At 65.3% G+C, this 16,724-nt stretch carries 20 protein-coding genes; 5 read left to right on the top strand and 15 right to left on the bottom strand.

The annotated features are described in order from the left end of the window. Positions 1–10: 10 nt before the first annotated feature. From NLM25_RS31700 to NLM25_RS31680, 5 genes are read right to left on the bottom strand one after another with little or no spacing between them, the layout of a single operon-like run. On the bottom strand, positions 11–358 hold the full coding sequence (locus NLM25_RS31700) for a hypothetical protein (RefSeq protein WP_254139632.1): 348 nt from the start codon (positions 356–358) through the stop codon (positions 11–13). A gap of 26 nt (positions 359–384) precedes the next feature. Continuing rightward, on the bottom strand, positions 385–1,179 hold the full coding sequence (locus NLM25_RS31695) for a pentapeptide repeat-containing protein (protein WP_254139631.1): 795 nt from the start codon (positions 1,177–1,179) through the stop codon (positions 385–387). A gap of 48 nt (positions 1,180–1,227) precedes the next feature. Further along, the gene (locus NLM25_RS31690) at positions 1,228–1,968 is read right to left on the bottom strand and encodes an ABC transporter ATP-binding protein (RefSeq protein ID WP_254139630.1); all 741 of its coding nucleotides are present in this window, start codon (positions 1,966–1,968) and stop codon (positions 1,228–1,230) included. Further along, the gene (locus NLM25_RS31685; RefSeq protein ID WP_254139629.1) at positions 1,958–2,695 is read right to left on the bottom strand and encodes an ABC transporter permease; all 738 of its coding nucleotides are present in this window, start codon (positions 2,693–2,695) and stop codon (positions 1,958–1,960) included. Before NLM25_RS31685 ends, NLM25_RS31690 begins: the two co-directional genes overlap by 11 nt. A gap of 1 nt (position 2,696) precedes the next feature. Beyond that, complete coding sequence (locus NLM25_RS31680) at positions 2,697–3,644, bottom strand: ABC transporter substrate-binding protein (RefSeq protein WP_375167888.1); 948 nt, start codon at positions 3,642–3,644, stop codon at positions 2,697–2,699. Between the two features lie 120 nt (positions 3,645–3,764). Between NLM25_RS31680 and NLM25_RS31675 the strand changes: the two genes are divergently transcribed. Next, positions 3,765–4,124, top strand: coding sequence for a hypothetical protein (locus NLM25_RS31675; RefSeq protein WP_254139628.1), 360 nt, complete (start codon positions 3,765–3,767; stop codon positions 4,122–4,124). Positions 4,125–4,317: 193 nt separating this feature from the next. On the opposite strand, the gene NLM25_RS31670 is transcribed toward NLM25_RS31675, so the two are convergent. Further along, positions 4,318–5,136: a quinoprotein dehydrogenase-associated SoxYZ-like carrier gene (locus tag NLM25_RS31670; protein WP_254141302.1), complete on the bottom strand. Its 819-nt coding sequence runs from the start codon at positions 5,134–5,136 to the stop codon at positions 4,318–4,320. Positions 5,137–5,188: 52 nt separating this feature from the next. Next, positions 5,189–6,115: a quinoprotein relay system zinc metallohydrolase 2 gene (locus NLM25_RS31665; RefSeq protein WP_254139627.1), complete on the bottom strand. Its 927-nt coding sequence runs from the start codon at positions 6,113–6,115 to the stop codon at positions 5,189–5,191. Between the two features lie 132 nt (positions 6,116–6,247). On the opposite strand from NLM25_RS31665, the gene NLM25_RS31660 reads away from it, so the two are divergent. Both NLM25_RS31660 and NLM25_RS31655 read left to right on the top strand, forming a co-directional pair. After that, a complete protein-coding gene (locus tag NLM25_RS31660; protein ID WP_254121610.1) occupies positions 6,248–7,129 on the top strand; it encodes a substrate-binding domain-containing protein in 882 nt (293 codons plus the stop codon). Beyond that, on the top strand, positions 7,126–7,683 hold the full coding sequence (locus tag NLM25_RS31655; RefSeq protein ID WP_254139626.1) for a PQQ-dependent catabolism-associated CXXCW motif protein: 558 nt from the start codon (positions 7,126–7,128) through the stop codon (positions 7,681–7,683). The genes NLM25_RS31660 and NLM25_RS31655 overlap by 4 nt, the downstream gene beginning before the upstream one ends. A gap of 144 nt (positions 7,684–7,827) precedes the next feature. Here the strand turns inward: NLM25_RS31655 and NLM25_RS31650 are convergent, their stop codons facing one another. The 6 genes from NLM25_RS31650 to NLM25_RS31625 all read right to left on the bottom strand — a co-directional run bounded on the left by NLM25_RS31650 (position 7,828) and on the right by NLM25_RS31625 (position 12,696). Next, positions 7,828–8,127 (bottom strand): copper-binding protein, encoded by a 300-nt coding sequence (locus NLM25_RS31650; protein ID WP_254139625.1) that lies wholly within the window; start codon positions 8,125–8,127, stop codon positions 7,828–7,830. 137 nt (positions 8,128–8,264) lie between these two features. Beyond that, the gene (locus NLM25_RS31645) at positions 8,265–8,879 is read right to left on the bottom strand and encodes a hypothetical protein (RefSeq protein WP_254139624.1); all 615 of its coding nucleotides are present in this window, start codon (positions 8,877–8,879) and stop codon (positions 8,265–8,267) included. Further along, positions 8,876–9,724, bottom strand: a complete 849-nt coding sequence (locus tag NLM25_RS31640) for an ABC transporter permease (RefSeq protein WP_254121606.1) — start codon at positions 9,722–9,724, stop codon at positions 8,876–8,878. Before NLM25_RS31640 ends, NLM25_RS31645 begins: the two co-directional genes overlap by 4 nt. Beyond that, entirely contained in the window at positions 9,721–10,527 is an 807-nt protein-coding gene (locus NLM25_RS31635) for an ABC transporter ATP-binding protein (RefSeq protein ID WP_254139623.1), read from the bottom strand. The genes NLM25_RS31640 and NLM25_RS31635 overlap by 4 nt, the downstream gene beginning before the upstream one ends. Beyond that, positions 10,524–11,492, bottom strand: coding sequence for a YVTN family beta-propeller repeat protein (locus NLM25_RS31630; protein WP_254139622.1), 969 nt, complete (start codon positions 11,490–11,492; stop codon positions 10,524–10,526). The genes NLM25_RS31635 and NLM25_RS31630 overlap by 4 nt, the downstream gene beginning before the upstream one ends. Before the next feature lie 22 nt (positions 11,493–11,514). After that, complete coding sequence (locus NLM25_RS31625) at positions 11,515–12,696, bottom strand: ABC transporter substrate-binding protein (RefSeq protein ID WP_254139621.1); 1,182 nt, start codon at positions 12,694–12,696, stop codon at positions 11,515–11,517. Between the two features lie 59 nt (positions 12,697–12,755). On the opposite strand from NLM25_RS31625, the gene NLM25_RS31620 reads away from it, so the two are divergent. Then, positions 12,756–13,328 (top strand): DUF3280 domain-containing protein, encoded by a 573-nt coding sequence (locus NLM25_RS31620; RefSeq protein WP_254121602.1) that lies wholly within the window; start codon positions 12,756–12,758, stop codon positions 13,326–13,328. A gap of 197 nt (positions 13,329–13,525) precedes the next feature. On the opposite strand, the gene fghA is transcribed toward NLM25_RS31620, so the two are convergent. After that, on the bottom strand, positions 13,526–14,371 hold the full coding sequence (fghA, locus tag NLM25_RS31615) for an S-formylglutathione hydrolase (RefSeq protein WP_254139620.1): 846 nt from the start codon (positions 14,369–14,371) through the stop codon (positions 13,526–13,528). A 77-nt stretch (positions 14,372–14,448) separates the two neighbouring features. Next, a complete protein-coding gene (locus NLM25_RS31610) occupies positions 14,449–15,069 on the bottom strand; it encodes a response regulator transcription factor (RefSeq protein WP_232993430.1) in 621 nt (206 codons plus the stop codon). 143 nt (positions 15,070–15,212) lie between these two features. Between NLM25_RS31610 and NLM25_RS31605 the strand changes: the two genes are divergently transcribed. Next, complete coding sequence (locus NLM25_RS31605; RefSeq protein WP_254139619.1) at positions 15,213–16,565, top strand: histidine kinase; 1,353 nt, start codon at positions 15,213–15,215, stop codon at positions 16,563–16,565. Positions 16,566–16,724: the final 159 nt, after the last annotated feature.

Here is a 16,724-nt window from a genome sequence, read left to right as displayed (position 1 = left end):
AGCGCCCGCGCTACTTGGTACAGTCTTTCAGATCCTTGTCGGCGATCGAGAACACCGCATCGGCCCTGATCTCGATGTCGCGGACGACGCACTGCCGCGCGTTGGGATAGCTGACCTTGGCGTCGTAGCGGCCGGGCTCGACGCCGGTGATGCGCAGCCGCTCGTCGTGATCGACCTCCTTGTCCTTGTCGTTCAGGCACTGGTTCGGTCCCCAGTCGGTCTTGCCGGCCGGCGAGAGCTGGAAGCCGGAGATGGTCTCCGTCGTCAAATTCCAGAGCCGGATGCCCTTGCCTTTGCCTTGCGCGGCGGCTTCGCCGGCAAACGCCAGCACCGCGATCAACACCAGAGTCCAACGCATCAAATCGTCCTCCCAAGGCGACGCCGTTATTGCCTGATCAGGCGCTCGCGGTTCTTTGCCTTGTCGAAATTCTTGGCGCGGTCAAGGCCGATCGGTGCAATCAGCTTGGCGGAGGTGAGGTCGGCGCCCTCGAAATCGGTGTCGATGACGGTTGCCCCGGTCAGGTCGGCGCCGCCGAGCTGGGCGTTCCGGAGCGACGCCCCGGTCAGGTCGGCTCCCCTGAGGGAGGCAAACTCGAGATCGACGCGCGACAGGTCGGCGTTGCGCGCGTTCAACCGTTCGAGATTGGCCGATCGCAGCACGGCGCGCATCAACCCCATCGACTGGTTGCGCATGTCGGCGCCGAGATGCGCGTCGGCGATCGAGGCGCCGACCAGGCTCGCGCCGCTGAGATCGGCCGCGATGCGCGCTCCGGTGAGATCAGCGCCGTCGAGGCGAGCGCGCGCCATCTGCGCAGCGAACAGGTTGGCGCCCTTCAGGCTTGCCCCCGTGAGATCCGCGTCGAGCAGCCACGCCTGATCGAGGATCGCTCGATCAAGGCGGGCGCCGCCGAGTTTGGTCTTGTTGAGACGTGCCGTGCGAAGCACCACCCCGGAAAGGTCGAGCCCCGAGAGATCGAGTCCCGACAAGCGCGTGCCGGTGAAGTCGGCGGGCACGCCGGCGCCCGTTTTGGCCAGCACGGCCTCGACTTCCTGCCGGCTCATTTCAGCGGAGACCATGGCGGGTGAGGTGAGGTCGACGTCACGCATCATGTCCTGAGCGCTCGCCATGGTCGCGACGAACGCGAAGCCAAGCGTCGTCAGAGCAACGGTTCGTCTCATCGTCAGGCTCCGCTACCGGCCTGTTTAGCACACGCGCCGCGCGGTTGCCTATGAGACATCCCGCCCGGAGCGTTCGCCGCCCTGTTCACCCTGGGCTCGCTGCGCAAGTCCGGCCTTGATCGCGGCGATCGCGGCGTCGTCGCGTGCCTCGCGCGGGATGCCGATGGGTACCTCGGCCAGGATGCGCGCCGGCCGCGGCGACAGGAAGAACAGGCGGTCGCCGAGACGGATCGCATCATCCAGGCTGTGGGTGACGAGCAACGTCATCACCGGACGGCTCGCCACCAGCGTCGCGATCTCGTCGCGCAAGCGGCCGGCGAGCGCGTCGTCGAGCGAGGCGAGGGGCTCGTCGAGCACGAGCAGATCGGGCTCGACCGCGAAGGCGCGGGCAAGTGCAACGCGCCGGGCCAGGCCCAGCGACAATTCGCCCGGAAAGTGGCTGCGATGTGCGTCGAGCTCCAGGATCCTGAACAGCTCCGACAGTTTTGCCGCGGAGATATCAGGAGCCGCAAGCCGCACATTCTGTTCGACCGAGCGCCACGGCAACAGCCGCGGCTCCTGGAACACCATCCCGATCCGCACTTCCGGTGGCCGTGCCACGGTCCCGCGAAAATCGCGGTCGAGCCCGAGGATGATGCGCAGCATCGTGCTCTTGCCGCAGCCGGAGGGGCCGATGAGCACGCCGACCTCGCCGGACTGAAGTGAGAATTTGACCGGCGCCAGCACCTCGTGGGTTTCGCCCGCGACGCTCCGGAACGTCTTGCCCGATATCTCGACCTCAAGCCGCACGGGGCCGCCACCGTGTTGCGCGGGCTTCGAACGGCTGCACCAGCAAGGTTTCGATGACGAGCACGACGGCGGCGAATGTCAGGGAATAGGCGAGCAGCCGCGGCGTGTCGAACAGCTGGAAGGCGACCCCGATCTCGAAGCCGACGCCGTTCGGCCGTCCCAGCAGTTCGGCGACCAGCACAATCTTCCACACCAGCGACAATCCGGAGCGGGCAGATGCCGCGATATAGGGTGCAAGCTGCGGCAGCACGACATGGCGGAACGCGCGCCAGCGCGGCATTGCGAACACGGTTGCCATCTCGTCGAGCGAACGGTCGAGCGCGCGCGTGCCCTCGCGCAAGGTGACGATGGCGGTTGGCAGCTTGTTGATGGCGATCGCGGCAATTGCGGCTGCCTCGGTCAGCCCCGCCCAGATATAGGCCAGCACGATCACGACCAGTGCCGGCAGGTTCAGGAGCAGGATCAGCCAGGGATCGCAAAGCCGGTCGGCGAGCTTCACCCGTCCCATCAGGTAACCGATGGCGCTGCCGAGCGACATCGCCAGCACGAAGGCAAGCGCGACGCGGGCGAGCGTGGCGCCGAGATGCAGGAACAGCGCGCCGCTCGATGCCTCGGCGATGATGACGTTGAGCACGGCCGGCGGGGAGGGCAGCTTTGCGCCGCCGACGAACAGCGCGGCGGTCCACCAGATCGCGAGAAACAGGGCAAACGACAGAAGACGCAGCACCTCAGTCTCCGGGGACCGCATGATAGAAAGTGCCGGGATCGAGCTCGGCCGCCGGCCCGACCAGGTCGCGTCCGCCGATCCCGGCGAGCACGCGATAGAGCACGCGCGCATCAGCCTCCTCGTCCGCGATGCTCCGGCGCGGAATGCCGTCGCGATAGCGGTCGCGGTAGGTCTTGAGCATGGCCGGATCGCTCGCGCCGGTGAGTGGCGCGATCTTGTCCCAGGCCGCGTCCGAGGTGACCAGCAGCTGCTTGGCCTTGCGGGTCATCGCAATGAAGCGCGCTACCGTATCGCGGTGGCTGGCGGCCCAGCTCTCGTCGAAGACATAACCGACCGCGGACACCGCGCCCTTGGCTCCCAACTTCGGTAAAATGTCCTCGATGCCGGCGAGGCGGCGAAAGCCCTTGGCCTCGAGCTGCGCGCAGAAATTCCAGAAGTTCAGGCTCGCGTCCATCTCGCCGTCGAGCGCCTTGGCGGCGATCAAGGGCGGGGCGCCATAGACGATGGTCGCGTCCGACTTCAGGTCAATGCCGTCCTGCTTCATCCGCGCCTGAAGCATCAGCCAGCTCTTGTCGATGGGACCGCCGCCGACGGCTAGCTTTCGCCCCTTGAGATCGGCGAGGGTCTTGATCGGCGAGGCGGCCGGCACCATCACCGCGCCGAGCGCGCTGGAATAGGGGTAGAAGGTGAGCTTGGCGCCGAGCGCACGCTCGCGCGACACCCACAGCCAGTCCGACAGCATGATGTCGGCACTGCCGGCACGGAGCGCGATCTTGCCGGCTTCGGGGCTGGCGAGCTCGGTCACCTCGAGCGAGAGGTCGGCCTCCTTGTCGAGACCGGCGCTGCGGATCGTGGCCAGTTCCCAGGAGAATGTTCCGGTCTTCTGCACCGCAAGGCGAATATTGTCGGCGGCGCGGCCGCTTGTGGCCAGCGTCATCGCCAGCGCCATCGCGAGCGCCAATGTTCGTCCCAAAACTCTCATCACCTTGTGAGCCGTTTCCTCGAAGGGAGTGCTTTTCAGGACAATACGCATAGCATAGCTTTCGTCGCAACCAGCGGGAGGACGCTCATGAATCTGGCGGGACAGCTACGACCGATTGTCGCCGCATTGGCGGTGCTGACAGCGACCGCGTACGCCGCGCGCGCCGAGGACGCCAATGATTACCCGACCTCGGCACGTGCCGAGTACGTCTATGGCTGCATGAAGGCCAACGGCGAAAGCCGGCAATCGATCGAGCAGTGCTCATGCTCGATCGACGTCGTCGCGTCGATCGTGTCCTATGACCGCTACGTCACCGCCGAGACCGCGCTCAGCATGTCCCAGGTGCGCGGCAATCTCGGTGTCCAGTTCCGGACGTCCGAGCAGGCGAACACGGCCGTGAATGATTTGCGCCGCGCGCAGGCGGAGGCCGAAGTGAGGTGTTTCTGACTGTCGCGGCATAGACGGTGCAATCCCTTCTCCCCTTGCGGGAGAAGGTGGCGCGAAGCGCCGGATGAGGGGTATCTCTCCTCGTGTTCAGACGTTTGAGAGAGTCGCTCGCGGAGACATACCCCTCACCCGTCTCGCCGCTATTGCGGCGAGCCACCCTCTCCCGCAAGGGGAGAGGGTAAGAAGGTGCATCTCACGTCCCCGGCTTCTCCACATCCCATTCATTGCGGAAGATGTGGCCATCCGTATCCTTCGCCTCCGCACGGAAACGCTTGGCGCCGTTGGAGACATAGGTGAAGCGCAGATTGGGATCTTCCGAGATCGAGATGCCGCCTTCCATCGACAGCACTGGGCTGTCGTCTTGCGTCAGCTTCAGCTGGTCGACGAAAAAGGCGGGGATGTAGAGCTGCGTGACCTGGTCCATCTGGAGCCCGGAATTGTTGGGATGGCCGATCATGATCTGCGCTTCGCGGACGCGGCTCGCCGGCGCTTCCTCGCGCGCGAACTGCCGGTAGCGCATCTGGCCGAGGCGATTTTTGGCTTCCTCGATATTCTTTCCTGCCGGTGCCGAGCAGCCGCCGGAGGCCTTCACATAGACTTTCGAGACATAGAGCTGGCCGTCGCTGAGCTCGGCGACGGCGTGGACGTCGGTGTAGTTGTTGACGCGCACGCGCGTGGAGATCTCGGTGACGTTGGCATCCGCGCCGAGCTCGAACCTGGCCGCCATTGGCGCGGGGTTGCGGTCGATCACGAGCGTGATCGAGCGGATGCGCCTGCTGTCGCCGGGCGATAGCTTGCTGCGCAGGGTCACCGGCACGATGGCGGCGTCCTCGGCGCGATAGGGCATCTCGATGCCGATGACGGCGCCGCCGTCATTCATCGGACGGTTGCTGAAGATGTCCTGCACCAGGCCCGGCCAGGGATCATCGGCCTCTTCGGCAGTCGCCGGCACGGCGAAGGCGATGCCAAGGAGTAGGGCGATCAAGCTCAGGCGGCGCGTGCATCCGATCATGGTCATGGTCCTGTGCGGACGAAGCAATGTCTCGGCCATCGTAGCGCGCCCGCTACTCCCATTCAATTTCCGAGAATGCTGCGGTTGCGTTGCGGGCGTTGTAGTCGTCGAACAGCTGCCAGTGCGGCCGCTCCGATGCGGCCGCCGTGTCCGCGGCGGCCCGGATTGGCTCGCCCTTCTTGTTCAGCGCGCGGACGTCGGACAGAAGTGTCGACAAATAACGTCGTTCATCGGCCAGCGCGGCAGGCCAGTTGCTCACGGGTCCGTGACCCGGAACGACGCGTAGCGCCGGGATGGCCTCCAACCCTCTCAGCGTTTCGAGCCAGCCGCGGATGCTGCCGTCCATGACCGGAATGTGGCGGAGAAAGACGAGGTCGCCGGCGAACAGCGTCTTGCTCGTCTCGTCGAACACCGTCAGATCGTTGTCGCTGTGCCCGGCCGGCCATGCGCGCAAGGTCAAGCGGCGCGCGCCGAGATCGAGTGTCAGCGTGTCTGACACGAGCATTGTGGGTGGCACGATCTTCACTGGATCGATCAGCTCGCTGCCCATGATGCGCCTGAAATTGTCGAGATAATACGGCCCACGGCTCGCCATCGCCTGCGGCAGCTTGCTGTGGCCGACGAAGCTGGTTCCCTCCGCGACAAAGGCCGCGTTGCCGAAGACATGGTCGGGATGGCCGTGGGTGTTGATGACGTAGCGGATCGGCTTGGAGGTGCGAGCCCGCACCGCCGCCAGCAGCGCCTCGCCCTCGCGGAGGCTGCCGCCGGTGTCGATCACGGCCACCGCGTCCTCGCCGACGATGAAGCCGACATTGGCGATGTCCCCTTCGTTCTCGCGGGTCATGAGCGCGATGGTCCCGGAGTGTACGAAGATTCCCGGTGCGACTTCGCTCACAGGCAATTCGGCCGCTCGGGCACGTGCTAGCGTCGCTGTCCCCAGCAGGGACAAGGCTGCGATCACGAGAGCGATGCGAGACACTTTTCCGCCTCAGTTCAAAGGGTTGACCGCATTGCACTGCAGCAAAGTCAACAAGCCAGCACAAAGTTTGGCAAGACATGGCGCGTCATGCGTTGCATGGCTAGCATTCAAACGAACCGAGGAGGAAGCGCGATGACGGAGGCCGGACGATATCGTCGCTGGTTGTTTTCAATGTGGGTCCTGGCTGCATCCTGCGCGCTCGGCGACGTCGCCATCGCGCAGACCAGCGAGACCGGCGACCTCTCGTTCGAGCTGGTCGACCCAAAGGTGCTGCGTGTCTGCGCCGACCCGCGCAATCTGCCTTTCTCCAATGAAAAGGGCGAGGGGTTCGAGAACAAGCTCGCCGAGCTGCTCGCGGACAAGCTCCAGAAGAAACTCGACTACGTCTTCTTCCCGCAGGCCACCGGCTTCGTGCGCATGACGCTGGGCGCGCATCGCTGCGACGTCATCATGGGATTTCCGCAAGGCGATGACCTCGTGCAGGGCACCAATCCCTATTACCGCACGAGCTATGCGCTCGTTGCCAAGACCGGCAGCGGGCTCGAGGACGTCGATACGCTCGAAGACGCGCGCCTGAAGGGCAAGCATGTCGGCATCGTCGCCGGCACGCCGCCGGCGACCAACATGGCGCTGGCCGGTCTGATGGGCGATGCAAAACCCTATCCGCTGATGATCGACACGCGCTTCGACAATTCGGCGCAGGCGATGGTCGACGATCTCGTCGCCGGCAAGATCGACGCCGGCGTGTTGTGGGGACCGATGGCCGGGTATTATGCGAAGAAGGCCGGCTCGATTCACGTCACGCCGCTGGTGAAGGAAACCAGCGGGCCGAAGCTGGTCTATCGCATCGGCATGGGCGTGCGTCCCGCCGACCAGAACTGGAAGCGGCAGCTCAACAAGCTGATCCAGGAGAACCAGGGCGAGATCAACAAGATCCTGCTCGACTTCGGCGTGCCGCTGCTCGACGAGAGCGACCGGCCGCTCGGTGCGGAGACGGCCAAGAAGACGCCATGAGGCGACAGCTTGCCGCCGCGCTGCTCGCCGCCAGTCTGGCGGCGCCGGCGTTGACGCAGCAGCAGGAGCCGTTCGAGCCCGAGGGGTATCGCGCCGACAATTACCGCGCGCCGGTGCCTGCGACGCTCGCCGGAGCGCGCGTGCTGACGACTGGAGAGGCCGAAGCGATCTGGCGTGCGAAGAGTGGCGCGTTCATCGACGTGCTGCCACGCGCGCCGAAGCCGAAGAACCTTCCCGAAGGCACCGTCTGGCGCGATACGCCGCGGAAAAACATTCCGGGCAGCATCTGGCTTCCAGACACCGGCTACGGCGCGCTGCCGCCCGCCATGGACGATTATTTCCAGCGCGGCCTCGCGCTGGCCTCGCGCGGCGACAAGACCGCGTTGCTCGTGATCTATTGCCTGGCCGATTGCTGGATGTCGTGGAACGCCGCCAAGCGCGCATTGGCGTATGGTTATGCCAACGTCGCCTGGTACCGCGATGGCACCGACGGCTGGGAGCGTGCGAAGCTCCCGACGGATGAGGCGCAGCCGGAGCCGCGGCCCGAGCAGTAGGCAAACTGCACGAGTGCCCTCGTGGTTCGAGACGACCGCTTCGCGGTCTCCTCACCATGAGGGTCTCACATCTCGCCGAAACCAGACCTCACCCTCAGGAGCCCGCCGAAGGCGGGCGTCTCGAAGGATGGTCACAGAAGACTGCTACTGCTTCTGCAACTTCGTCAGCGTGCCCGTGCCGTTGGTGTCAGTTGCCGAGTACGTCACCCTGTCGCCGGCGTGCACGGCATCCAGCATCGCGGCGTCCTTGGCCTTGTACTCCTGAAGCGCGCCGGCGCCGCCTCCGCTGGCGCCGACCGTGCCCTTCTGTGTCTGCTGGATCGAGATCGTGCTGTTGAGCCGGTCGATTCTCGTGACCATTCCGGTCATGTCGTCAGCAAAAGCAGCGGATGCGAGCGTGCTGATGGCTGCAACGCTCGCGAAGATGAATTTTGTTGTTCCCATCGAGGCCTCCCGACGTCTTGGAGTTCACTTCGACAAGCCACCTTAAATGGATTTGGTTCCGGCAGATAGCACGGCAAAAGGTTAACAATCCCGAGGCGATGGCGGGAACTTTTCGTGAGCCGTCAGCGGGCCTGACGCTATTCCATTTCCTGTTGGATGACGCGGCCGAGCGCGAACAGGCGCTGGTCGATCGTGGTTGGAACCTCGCAGACGAACCTCACCACCTTGTGACGGTCCTCGAAGATGCGGGTCTTCCAGATCAGCTCGTTGCTGAGCGCCTCGACCTTGGCCTCGTCGCGCGGTGTTGCGCCCTGCAGCGCCTGAAGCTGAATCGTCTCCTCGCGAATCTTGTCGGCGGCCTCACGCTGCTTGCGGCTGACGCGTTCGAGGCCGCTCATCACCTGGGAACGCTGGGCGTTGAGCGTGTCAAACAGGCCGGCGAACAGCAATTTGGCATTCGCGGTCTTGTCGGAGGCGGAGCCGGCCAGAAATTCCTTCACGGATTTCTCGGCCTCATCCAGTGGCGTCTTGCGCGCCGACAGCTTTGAGACAAGCGCGGTGACCTTGGCATCGTCCTTCCATTTGGTCTCGGCGTCGCCGAGTTCCGGGCCGGCCCAGACCGCGGCGAGCGAAATCACGGGCACCTTTGCCTGCGTGCACGGCCAGTCCGGATAGCGCGGATCGGCCGCGCGCGCAGCCGTGCCTGCAACAGCGAGCGCCAGAGCGGCTATGGTCACGATCCCCGATCTCATCCTTCGCCTCCCGCAGGACCCCGTCGCGCCAGCCCGCGCGAGGGATCATAGGCCAGAATCGCGCCGATCATGAAGACGATTGTGCAGGCTGCCACCACCGCCAGCGAGATCCAGTTGATCTGCCCGTAGAGTGCAAAACGGATGAGTTCGACCGCGTGGGTGAACGGGTTGGCCTCGCAGAGATAGTAGAGGTAGGGGCTGCCCTCCTGCACCCGCCAGAGCGGGTAGAGCGCGGAGGAGGCGAAGAACATCGGGAAGATCACGAAGTTCATCACGCCGGCGAAACTCTCGAGCTGCTTGATGCCGGAGGAGATCAGCATGCCGAGTGAGCCCAGCATCAGTCCGGACAGGATCAGCGCCGGCAGCACGGTGAGATAGCCCGATGGCGGCGGGGTGATGTCCCAGAACCACGCGATCAGCAGGAACGCATAGACCTGGAGCAGCGACACGGCGGTGCCCGCCAGCAGCTTGCAGAACAGGAGGAACCCGCGCGGCAGCGGGCTCACCAGCAGCGTCCGCATATTGCCCATCTCGCGGTCATAGACCATCGAAAGTGAGGACTGCATGCCGTTGAAGAGCTGGATCATCGCCATCAGCCCGGGCGCGATATAGACCTCGTAGAGGATGTAGGTCTCGTAGGGCGGGATGATGGAGATGCCCAGCACCTGACGGAAGCCGGCGGCGAAGATGAATAGCCACACCAGCGGCCGAACCAGCGCCGAGACGAAGCGCTCGCGCTGATGCAGGAAGCGCAGGCCCTCGCGCCAGACGATGCCGGTGAGGCAGGTCATGTATTCCGCGGTCGAGAAACCGCGCGGTGTATCCCGCGTCGTGATGCTGCTCATGCGCCTCCTCCCGGCATCGTTTGCGCACCGGTCAGGCGCATGAAGGCGGTGTTGACGTCCTGCGCGCCCGCCTCGGTAATGACGCGGCTCATCGGCCCCTGCGCCAGTACCTTGCCCTGGTGCAGCACCACGAGTTCGTCGCCGGGCATGATCTCGTCGAACAGATGCGTGGCCCAGAGCACGCCGATGCCTTGCTCGGTCACGAGCTGGCGGACATGGCTGATGATGTCGGCGCGCGCCTTGACGTCGAGGCCGACGGTCGGCTCGTCCAGCAGGAGCAGCCGCGGCCGGTGCAGCAGCGCCCGGGCGATCTCCAGTCGCCGCATCTGGCCACCCGAGAGGTCGCGCACCTTGCTGCCGGCGCGCTCCGAGAGCCCGATGCGGCCGAGCAGTTCGACGCTACGCGCGGCGGCCTCGCGCCGGCTGATGCCGTGCAGCGCGGCGTGATAGAGCAGGTTCTGCGTCAGCGACAGGTCGAGATCGAGCGTGCGCGGCTGGAACACGACGCCGAGCAGCCGCAGCGCCTCGCCGGGGCTCTTGCTGATGTCGTGGCCGAAAATGCCGACGCGGCCGCTCTGGATGCCGAAGAGGCGCGTGACGAGCGAGAACAGCGTGCTCTTGCCGGCGCCATTGAGGCCGAGCAGGGCGGTGAAGCTCGCGGGCTGCACATTGAAGGAGACGTCCATCAGCGCCCGGCGCGGCCCGTAAGCATGGCTGACGCCGCCGATCGACAGCGCTGGCACCGCGGCCGGATCAGTCCGTGGCGTCTCGCGCTGTTCGGCGATGGGGGCAGGGCTGGTCATGGCGCGATCGTGATACCCCAGGGCAGCTCGCCCACCTGAATGGTCTTGATCACTTTTTGCGCGGCGACGTCGATGACGGAAACATCGTTCGACACGCCATTGGTGGTGAGCAGGTATTTCTCGTCCGGCGTGAACGCCATGTGCCAGACGCGCTGTCCGACCAGCAGATATTTCGTCACCTTGCGCGAGGCGACGTCGACCACGGCGACGCGGTTGGCCGGGCCGAGCGCGACGAAGGCGGTCTTGTCGTCTTTGGTCATGCCGATGCCGACCGGCTGGATCGCCTCTTTCCGTAGGCCCGGAATCTCGAACGTGACCTTGCCGACTACCTCATGCTTTTTGGGATCGATGATCGAGACGGTGCCGCCGATCTCCGAGGACACCCACAGCTCTGAACTGTCATGCTTGAATTCGGCAAAGCGCGGCCGCGCGTCGACCAGCACGTTGGCGACGATCTGGCGCGAGGCGGTGTCGATGAAATGCGCCATGTTGGTCGTCTCGGACGTGTTGATCAGGGTCTTGCCGTCGGGGCTGATGGTCATGCCCTCGGGCTCGACGCCGACCTGGATGTCGCCGAGGCGAGCGCGCTTCTCCAGGTCGATCACGGTGACCGTGTTGTCGTTCTCGTTGGCGACATAGAGGATTTTTCCGGCCGCATCCTGCGCGAACAATTCCGGGTCCGGGCCGGAGGGCAGGCTGTCCACAACGGCTTGGGTCTTGGCGTCGATGACCTGGATGGTGTCGTCGTCGCCGACCGCGACCATCACGAACTTGCCGTCGCGGGTGAAATCGATGCCGCGCGGGCGCTGGCCGACCTTGATGGTCTTGGTCACGGTCCAGCTGTCGGTGTCGATCACCGACACCGTGTTGCTTTTCTCGTTCGAGACATAGGCGATGAACGCATGCGCGGGCGCCGCCGCGAGCGCCAGTCCGGAGAGGAGCCCAACACGCCACGTGCGCAACATCCAAGTCCTCACTTTAATGTCCTCATTTCAGCTTGCATTTGCTCTCCGGGCGATCGTAGCCGAGCGTGTCGAGTTCGGAGACCTGATGCAGAAATCCCTCCTGCGGCGACACCGACACCACCATGCGGCCGTCGACCAGCAGGATCGGCTGGCGCAGCTGGAGATTCCAGTCGCGCAGGGTCAGCCGCGTGCCCTTGAAGGCGGCGACCGAGAAATCCGGGCTCTTGATGAAGTCGGTGACCTTCTTGACGTCGCCGGAATTGGTGCGCGAGGTGGCTTCCCCGATCATGCGCACCGCCGTCCAGGCTTGCATGTCGAGCGGCGTCATTCGCCGCGAGTTCAGCTTGACGAAGCGGTTTTGCATCTGGATCGCGCCCCACTGGTCCTGCGAGGCATCCCAGCTCTTCGGCACAAGCCCGGCCGAGCCCGCGACGGGGCGGGGATCCCAGGTGCGGTAGGGCAGGTAGGCGCCGAACACTTCGCTCTCGTCGGCGGCGACGAGAACATCGTAGGCCGGCGCGCCTTGCGTGAACACCGGCATCTGACGCTGGATCAGCGTCACGCCGCTATCGGTGCGCCGCGCGCCGCCCTTGTCCTCGAAGGTCTTCTCCTGCACGACCTTGGCGCCGAACCGGGTGGCGGCGCGCTTTAGTGCGTCCGCGAACAGCTTGTCCTCGTCATGCGAGCCGACCACCAGCAGCCAGCGTGACCATTTCTTCCACACCAGGTACTGGCCGAGTGCATCGGCGAGCATCGCCCGCGTCGGCGCGGTGTGGATGACATTGGCGCGGCAATCGGCCTCGCGCAGCCGCTCGTCGATCGCGCCGGCGTTGAACACCAGCGTGCCGCGGTCGCGCAGCGCGTCCGAGACTTTCAGCAGCGCATCGGCCGGCAGATCGGCGATGATGAAGCCGTTCTTGTCGGCCAGCGCGGTCGCAGCCTGGACGACGTCTTCGCCCTCCTTGATCCGGCGTTCCTCCAGCGTGAAGCGCTGGCCCGTGAATTTCCCGGTGGTGTTGTTGTCCTCGATGGCGAGGCGCGCGCCGGCGACGCCGTCATTGTCCGCGGGCTGCTCGACCAGCGACAGCGTCGATCTGGTGCCGGCGATTCCGAGATAGCCGACGCCGATCTGGGCAGGCTCCGCCGCGAGCGCGCTCGTCGCGGCAAGACCCAAGCCGATCAGGCCGACCAACCATCGGATCATGTTTCCTCCAGATGTTCTCCCTGGCTTGACCGCCGGTGGAGAATTGTCTCTGCTAAAGCATGACCGATTTGGCCCGGCTTGCAACCCCGCATTTCGTCCCCGCGCGCGCGAGGCCCGGAATCACGATCATGCGAGCGCTGCTATGTTTCGCGGCTTTGCTGTTGACGGGTTCGGTCGCGCGCGCCGATCCGCCGAAGCTGGTGGTGTTCGATTTCGAGCTGATCGACACCAGCCTGCCCGGCGAGTTCTACGGCTCCAAGCCGGAGGAGGCGCGGCTCGAGCGCATCAGCGAGCAGCTGCGCAAGGAACTGACTGCTTCGGGAAGGTTCCAGCTGCTCGATATCGCGCCGGTCAGGGATGCCGCCCGTCACGCCAATCTTCAGGCCTGCGGCGGCTGCGACCTCAAGCTTGCCGGGCAGCTGGGTGCCGACTTGGAGATCACCGGCATGGTGCAGAAGGTTTCGAACCTGATCATCAACCTCAACATCTATCTGCGCGACGTGAAGACCGGCAACATGATCGCCGCCGCCAGCGCCGACATGCGCGGCAACACGGACGAATCCTGGTCGCGCACGATGAGCTATCTGATCCGCAACCGATTGCTGGCGCCGAATTACGGCAAGCCGGAGTAGATTCTTCTCTCCACGCGCGTCACTGCGCCCTCTCCCCTTGTGGGAGAGGGTGGCTCGCCGCTTTAGCGGCGAGACGGGTGAGGGGTATCTATCCGCGCGCACGTTCACGCAGTTGAATGCGCGGAAACAACCCCTCATCCGGCGCTTCGCGCCACCTTCTCCCGCAAGGGGAGAAGGAAGAAGGCAGCGAGCGCTCGCTACCCCTTCAATCGCTCCGCATGCCAGTGCAGATGGTCTCCCATGAACGTCGAGATGAAATAATAGCTGTGATCATAGCCCGCCTGGCGCCGCAACGTCAGCGGGATGCCCGCCTTGGTGCAGGCTGCTTCCAGCAACTCCGGCCTGAGCTGCTCCTTGAGGAAATTATCGGCCTCGCCGACGTCGACCAGGAAGCCGGAGTACTTCGCGCCGTCCTCGATCAGCGCCACGGTGTCGTGGTTGCGCCAGGTGTCCTTGTTCGGCCCGAGATAGCCGGTCAGCGCCTTGATGCCCCACGGCACAAGCGAGGGCGCCACGATCGGCGCGAACGCGCTCGCGGCGCGATAGCGGTGCGGATTGCGCAGCGCGACCGTCAGCGCGCCGTGGCCGCCCATCGAATGGCCCATCACCGATTGCCGCTTGGCGTCGACCGGAAAGTTCTCCGCCACGAGTTTGGGCAGCTCGTCGGTGACATAGCTCCACATGCGATAGTTGCGCGCGAACGGCTCTTGCGTCGCGTCGACATAGAAGCCGGCCCCCAGGCCGAAATCATAGGCGTTGTTGGCATCGCCCGGCACGTCCGGCCCGCGCGGGCTGGTGTCGGGGGCGACGAAGATCAGGCCGAGCTCGGCGCAGGCTTTGCGGAATTCGCCCTTTTCGGTGACGTTGGCATGCGTGCAGGTGAGGCCGGAAAGATACCAGACCACGGGAAGCTTCGCGCCTTGCGCATGCGGCGGGACATAGACCGAGAACACCATGTCGGTTCCGGTCGTCTGGCTCGCATGGCGATACACGCCCTGCACGCCGCCGTAGGATGTATTGGTCGAGACAGTCTGAATCGTCATGCCCTAAGCTCCAGTGGCTCCTAACCACATCAACATTGCAACGCTTGTGTGACCGAAATCGTGGCGGTTGTCGCGCGTCAGGCGACGCCGCTGTCGATCGCCAGCCGAACCAGCTCGACCGAGGTCTTCACGCCGAGTTTCTGGCGCATGATCGAGGAGGTGTTGGCCACCGTCTTGTAGGACGATTGCACCAGCCAGGCGATCTCGGACAGGCTCTTTCCGGCGCTGAGCAGCCGCAGGATCTCCATCTCGCGCGCGTTCAGCTTCGACAGCGGGCTTTGCGCCAGCGCAGGTCCCGCGAACGCGATGCTGCGTGCGATCGCGGTGGGCAGATAAGTGCCGCCGCCTCCGACAGCGCGGATCGCCTCGACGAGGTCGTCGGGGTCGCCAGTCTTGGAGACGTAGCCCTTGGCGCCGCACTCGATCGCCCGCGCGGCAAAGGCAGGGTCGTCGTTCATGCTGAACATGATGATGCGGGCTTCCGGCGCGCGCTCGAGGATGCGGCGCGCGAGCTCGAAGCCGGAGACGGTCGGCAGGTTGATGTCGATGATCGAGAGGTCGGGGCGCTCGACGATGAAGACGCACTCGCCGTCTTCGGCGTCGGCGGCCTCCAGGATCTCGATCTCGCCCTCGTCGGCCAGCACGGCACGGCAGCCGGAGGCGACAATAGGATGATCGTCGACGATCAGAATGCGCATAGGCGTTCCCCGTGACAGCGTCTTGGCCTGTTTCGCGCTCGGCCGGGATTGCTGTACGCTCTCGATTAGATATCGGGCGCTTCGCCTCTGTCAACGTCATCGGACAGGCGCGGGCCAACCTTCGCGAGGCACGGGCGGCACCCATGTGGCAAAATCTATCGTTGCGCGCGCGCATCAACCTGTTGCTGGCGCTGCTGCTGGCGCTGGGGCTCGCGGTCAATATCGGCCGCCAGGTCGCCGAAGCCGGGCCGCGCGTGCAGGCCGAGGACCAGAGCGTGATCCGGCTCGCGCGCGAATTCATCGAGATGATCGTGGCCGACCTCAACGAAGCGCCCGATCCGGATGCCAAGCTGAACCAGATCGCGCGCGATCTCAGCCGCCTGCGCCATGTCAGCATAGCCCTCAAGGACGCCGGCGGGAACCCGCTGACGCCGCCGCGAACCGAAGCCGACGACGATGCGCGCGGGCCGCCGGCCTGGTTCGTCAGTCTGGTTCATCCCGAGCAGAGCGCGGTGAGCGTGCCCGTCTCGATCCAAGGCAAGCCCGGCTCGCTGGTGATCACCGCGCATCCCGATGACGAGATCGCCGAGATCTGGGACGCCATCGTCACCCAGCTCGAGGTTGGCTCGGTGATCGCGCTCGCGCTGTTCCTGGTGATGATGACGGTCGTGGGTCGCGCGCTCGCCCCCCTCCAGTCATTGGCGCAAATGATGGCCGAGCTCGAAGACGGGCGCTATGGCGCGCGCGTCGCGCCGGGCGGTGCCCCTGAGCTCGCCGCGATCTGCACCAAGCTCAATCATCTTGCGGCGACGCTGGGTGAGGCGGTCGAGGACAAGCGGCGCCTTGCCGAGCGCGCGGTGTCGCTCCAGGACCTCGAGCGCAAGGAGATCGCACGCGAGCTCCATGACGAGTTCGGGCCCTATCTTTTCTCGCTGCGCGCACATGCGAGCGCGCTGGCGAAGCAGGCGGATGGACGCGCCCCGAGCGCGGATGCCGTGCGAAAACACGGCAGTGCCATGATGGAGCAGATCAACGCGCTTCAGCAGTTCAATCGCCGGGTGCTGGAACGGCTCCGGCCCGTGGGCCTCGCCGAGCTCGGCCTGCGCCAGGCGCTGGAATCGCTGTCGCGGTTGTGGCGGGAGTCGCATCCCGACGTCGCGATCGAAACCACGATCTCGCCGGCGCTCGGCGTCACCGGCGAGACCGCCGACCTCACCATTTACCGCATCGTGCAGGAGGCGCTCACCAACGTGTTCCGCCATGCCGGCGCGACCTCGGTGAATGTCGTCATCGAACCCGTGGAGCAGGCCGGCGGCCGCGGCTGCGCCCGGGTACGGGTCAGCGACAATGGCCGTGGCATGGAGCCGGGCCAGAAGCTCGGCTTCGGCCTCGTCGGCATGCGCGAGCGAATTCTGGCGCTGGGCGGGACGCTCAACGTCGTCTCCGGCGAGGGCGGCTTGACCGTCGAGGCGCTGGTTCCGACGGCGGGGGCCTGATCGCATCCGAGATGATCGGGAAAAATTCCCGATTTTGTCGGGAAAATGGGCGCGGAGATTACCCGACCTTTTGTGGCTGGCGGGATTGCGACCGCTGATTACACTTGGTCTCACCCAAACGGCGAAAATCAAAACGGCCGGTGGTCACGGATGGGAAAG

It is taken from the genome of Bradyrhizobium sp. CCGB01 (assembly GCF_024199795.1).
Taxonomy (GTDB): domain Bacteria; phylum Pseudomonadota; class Alphaproteobacteria; order Rhizobiales; family Xanthobacteraceae; genus Bradyrhizobium.
Note: the sequence above shows the minus strand (reverse complement) of the source record. Positions and strands in the feature narration are given on the sequence as shown.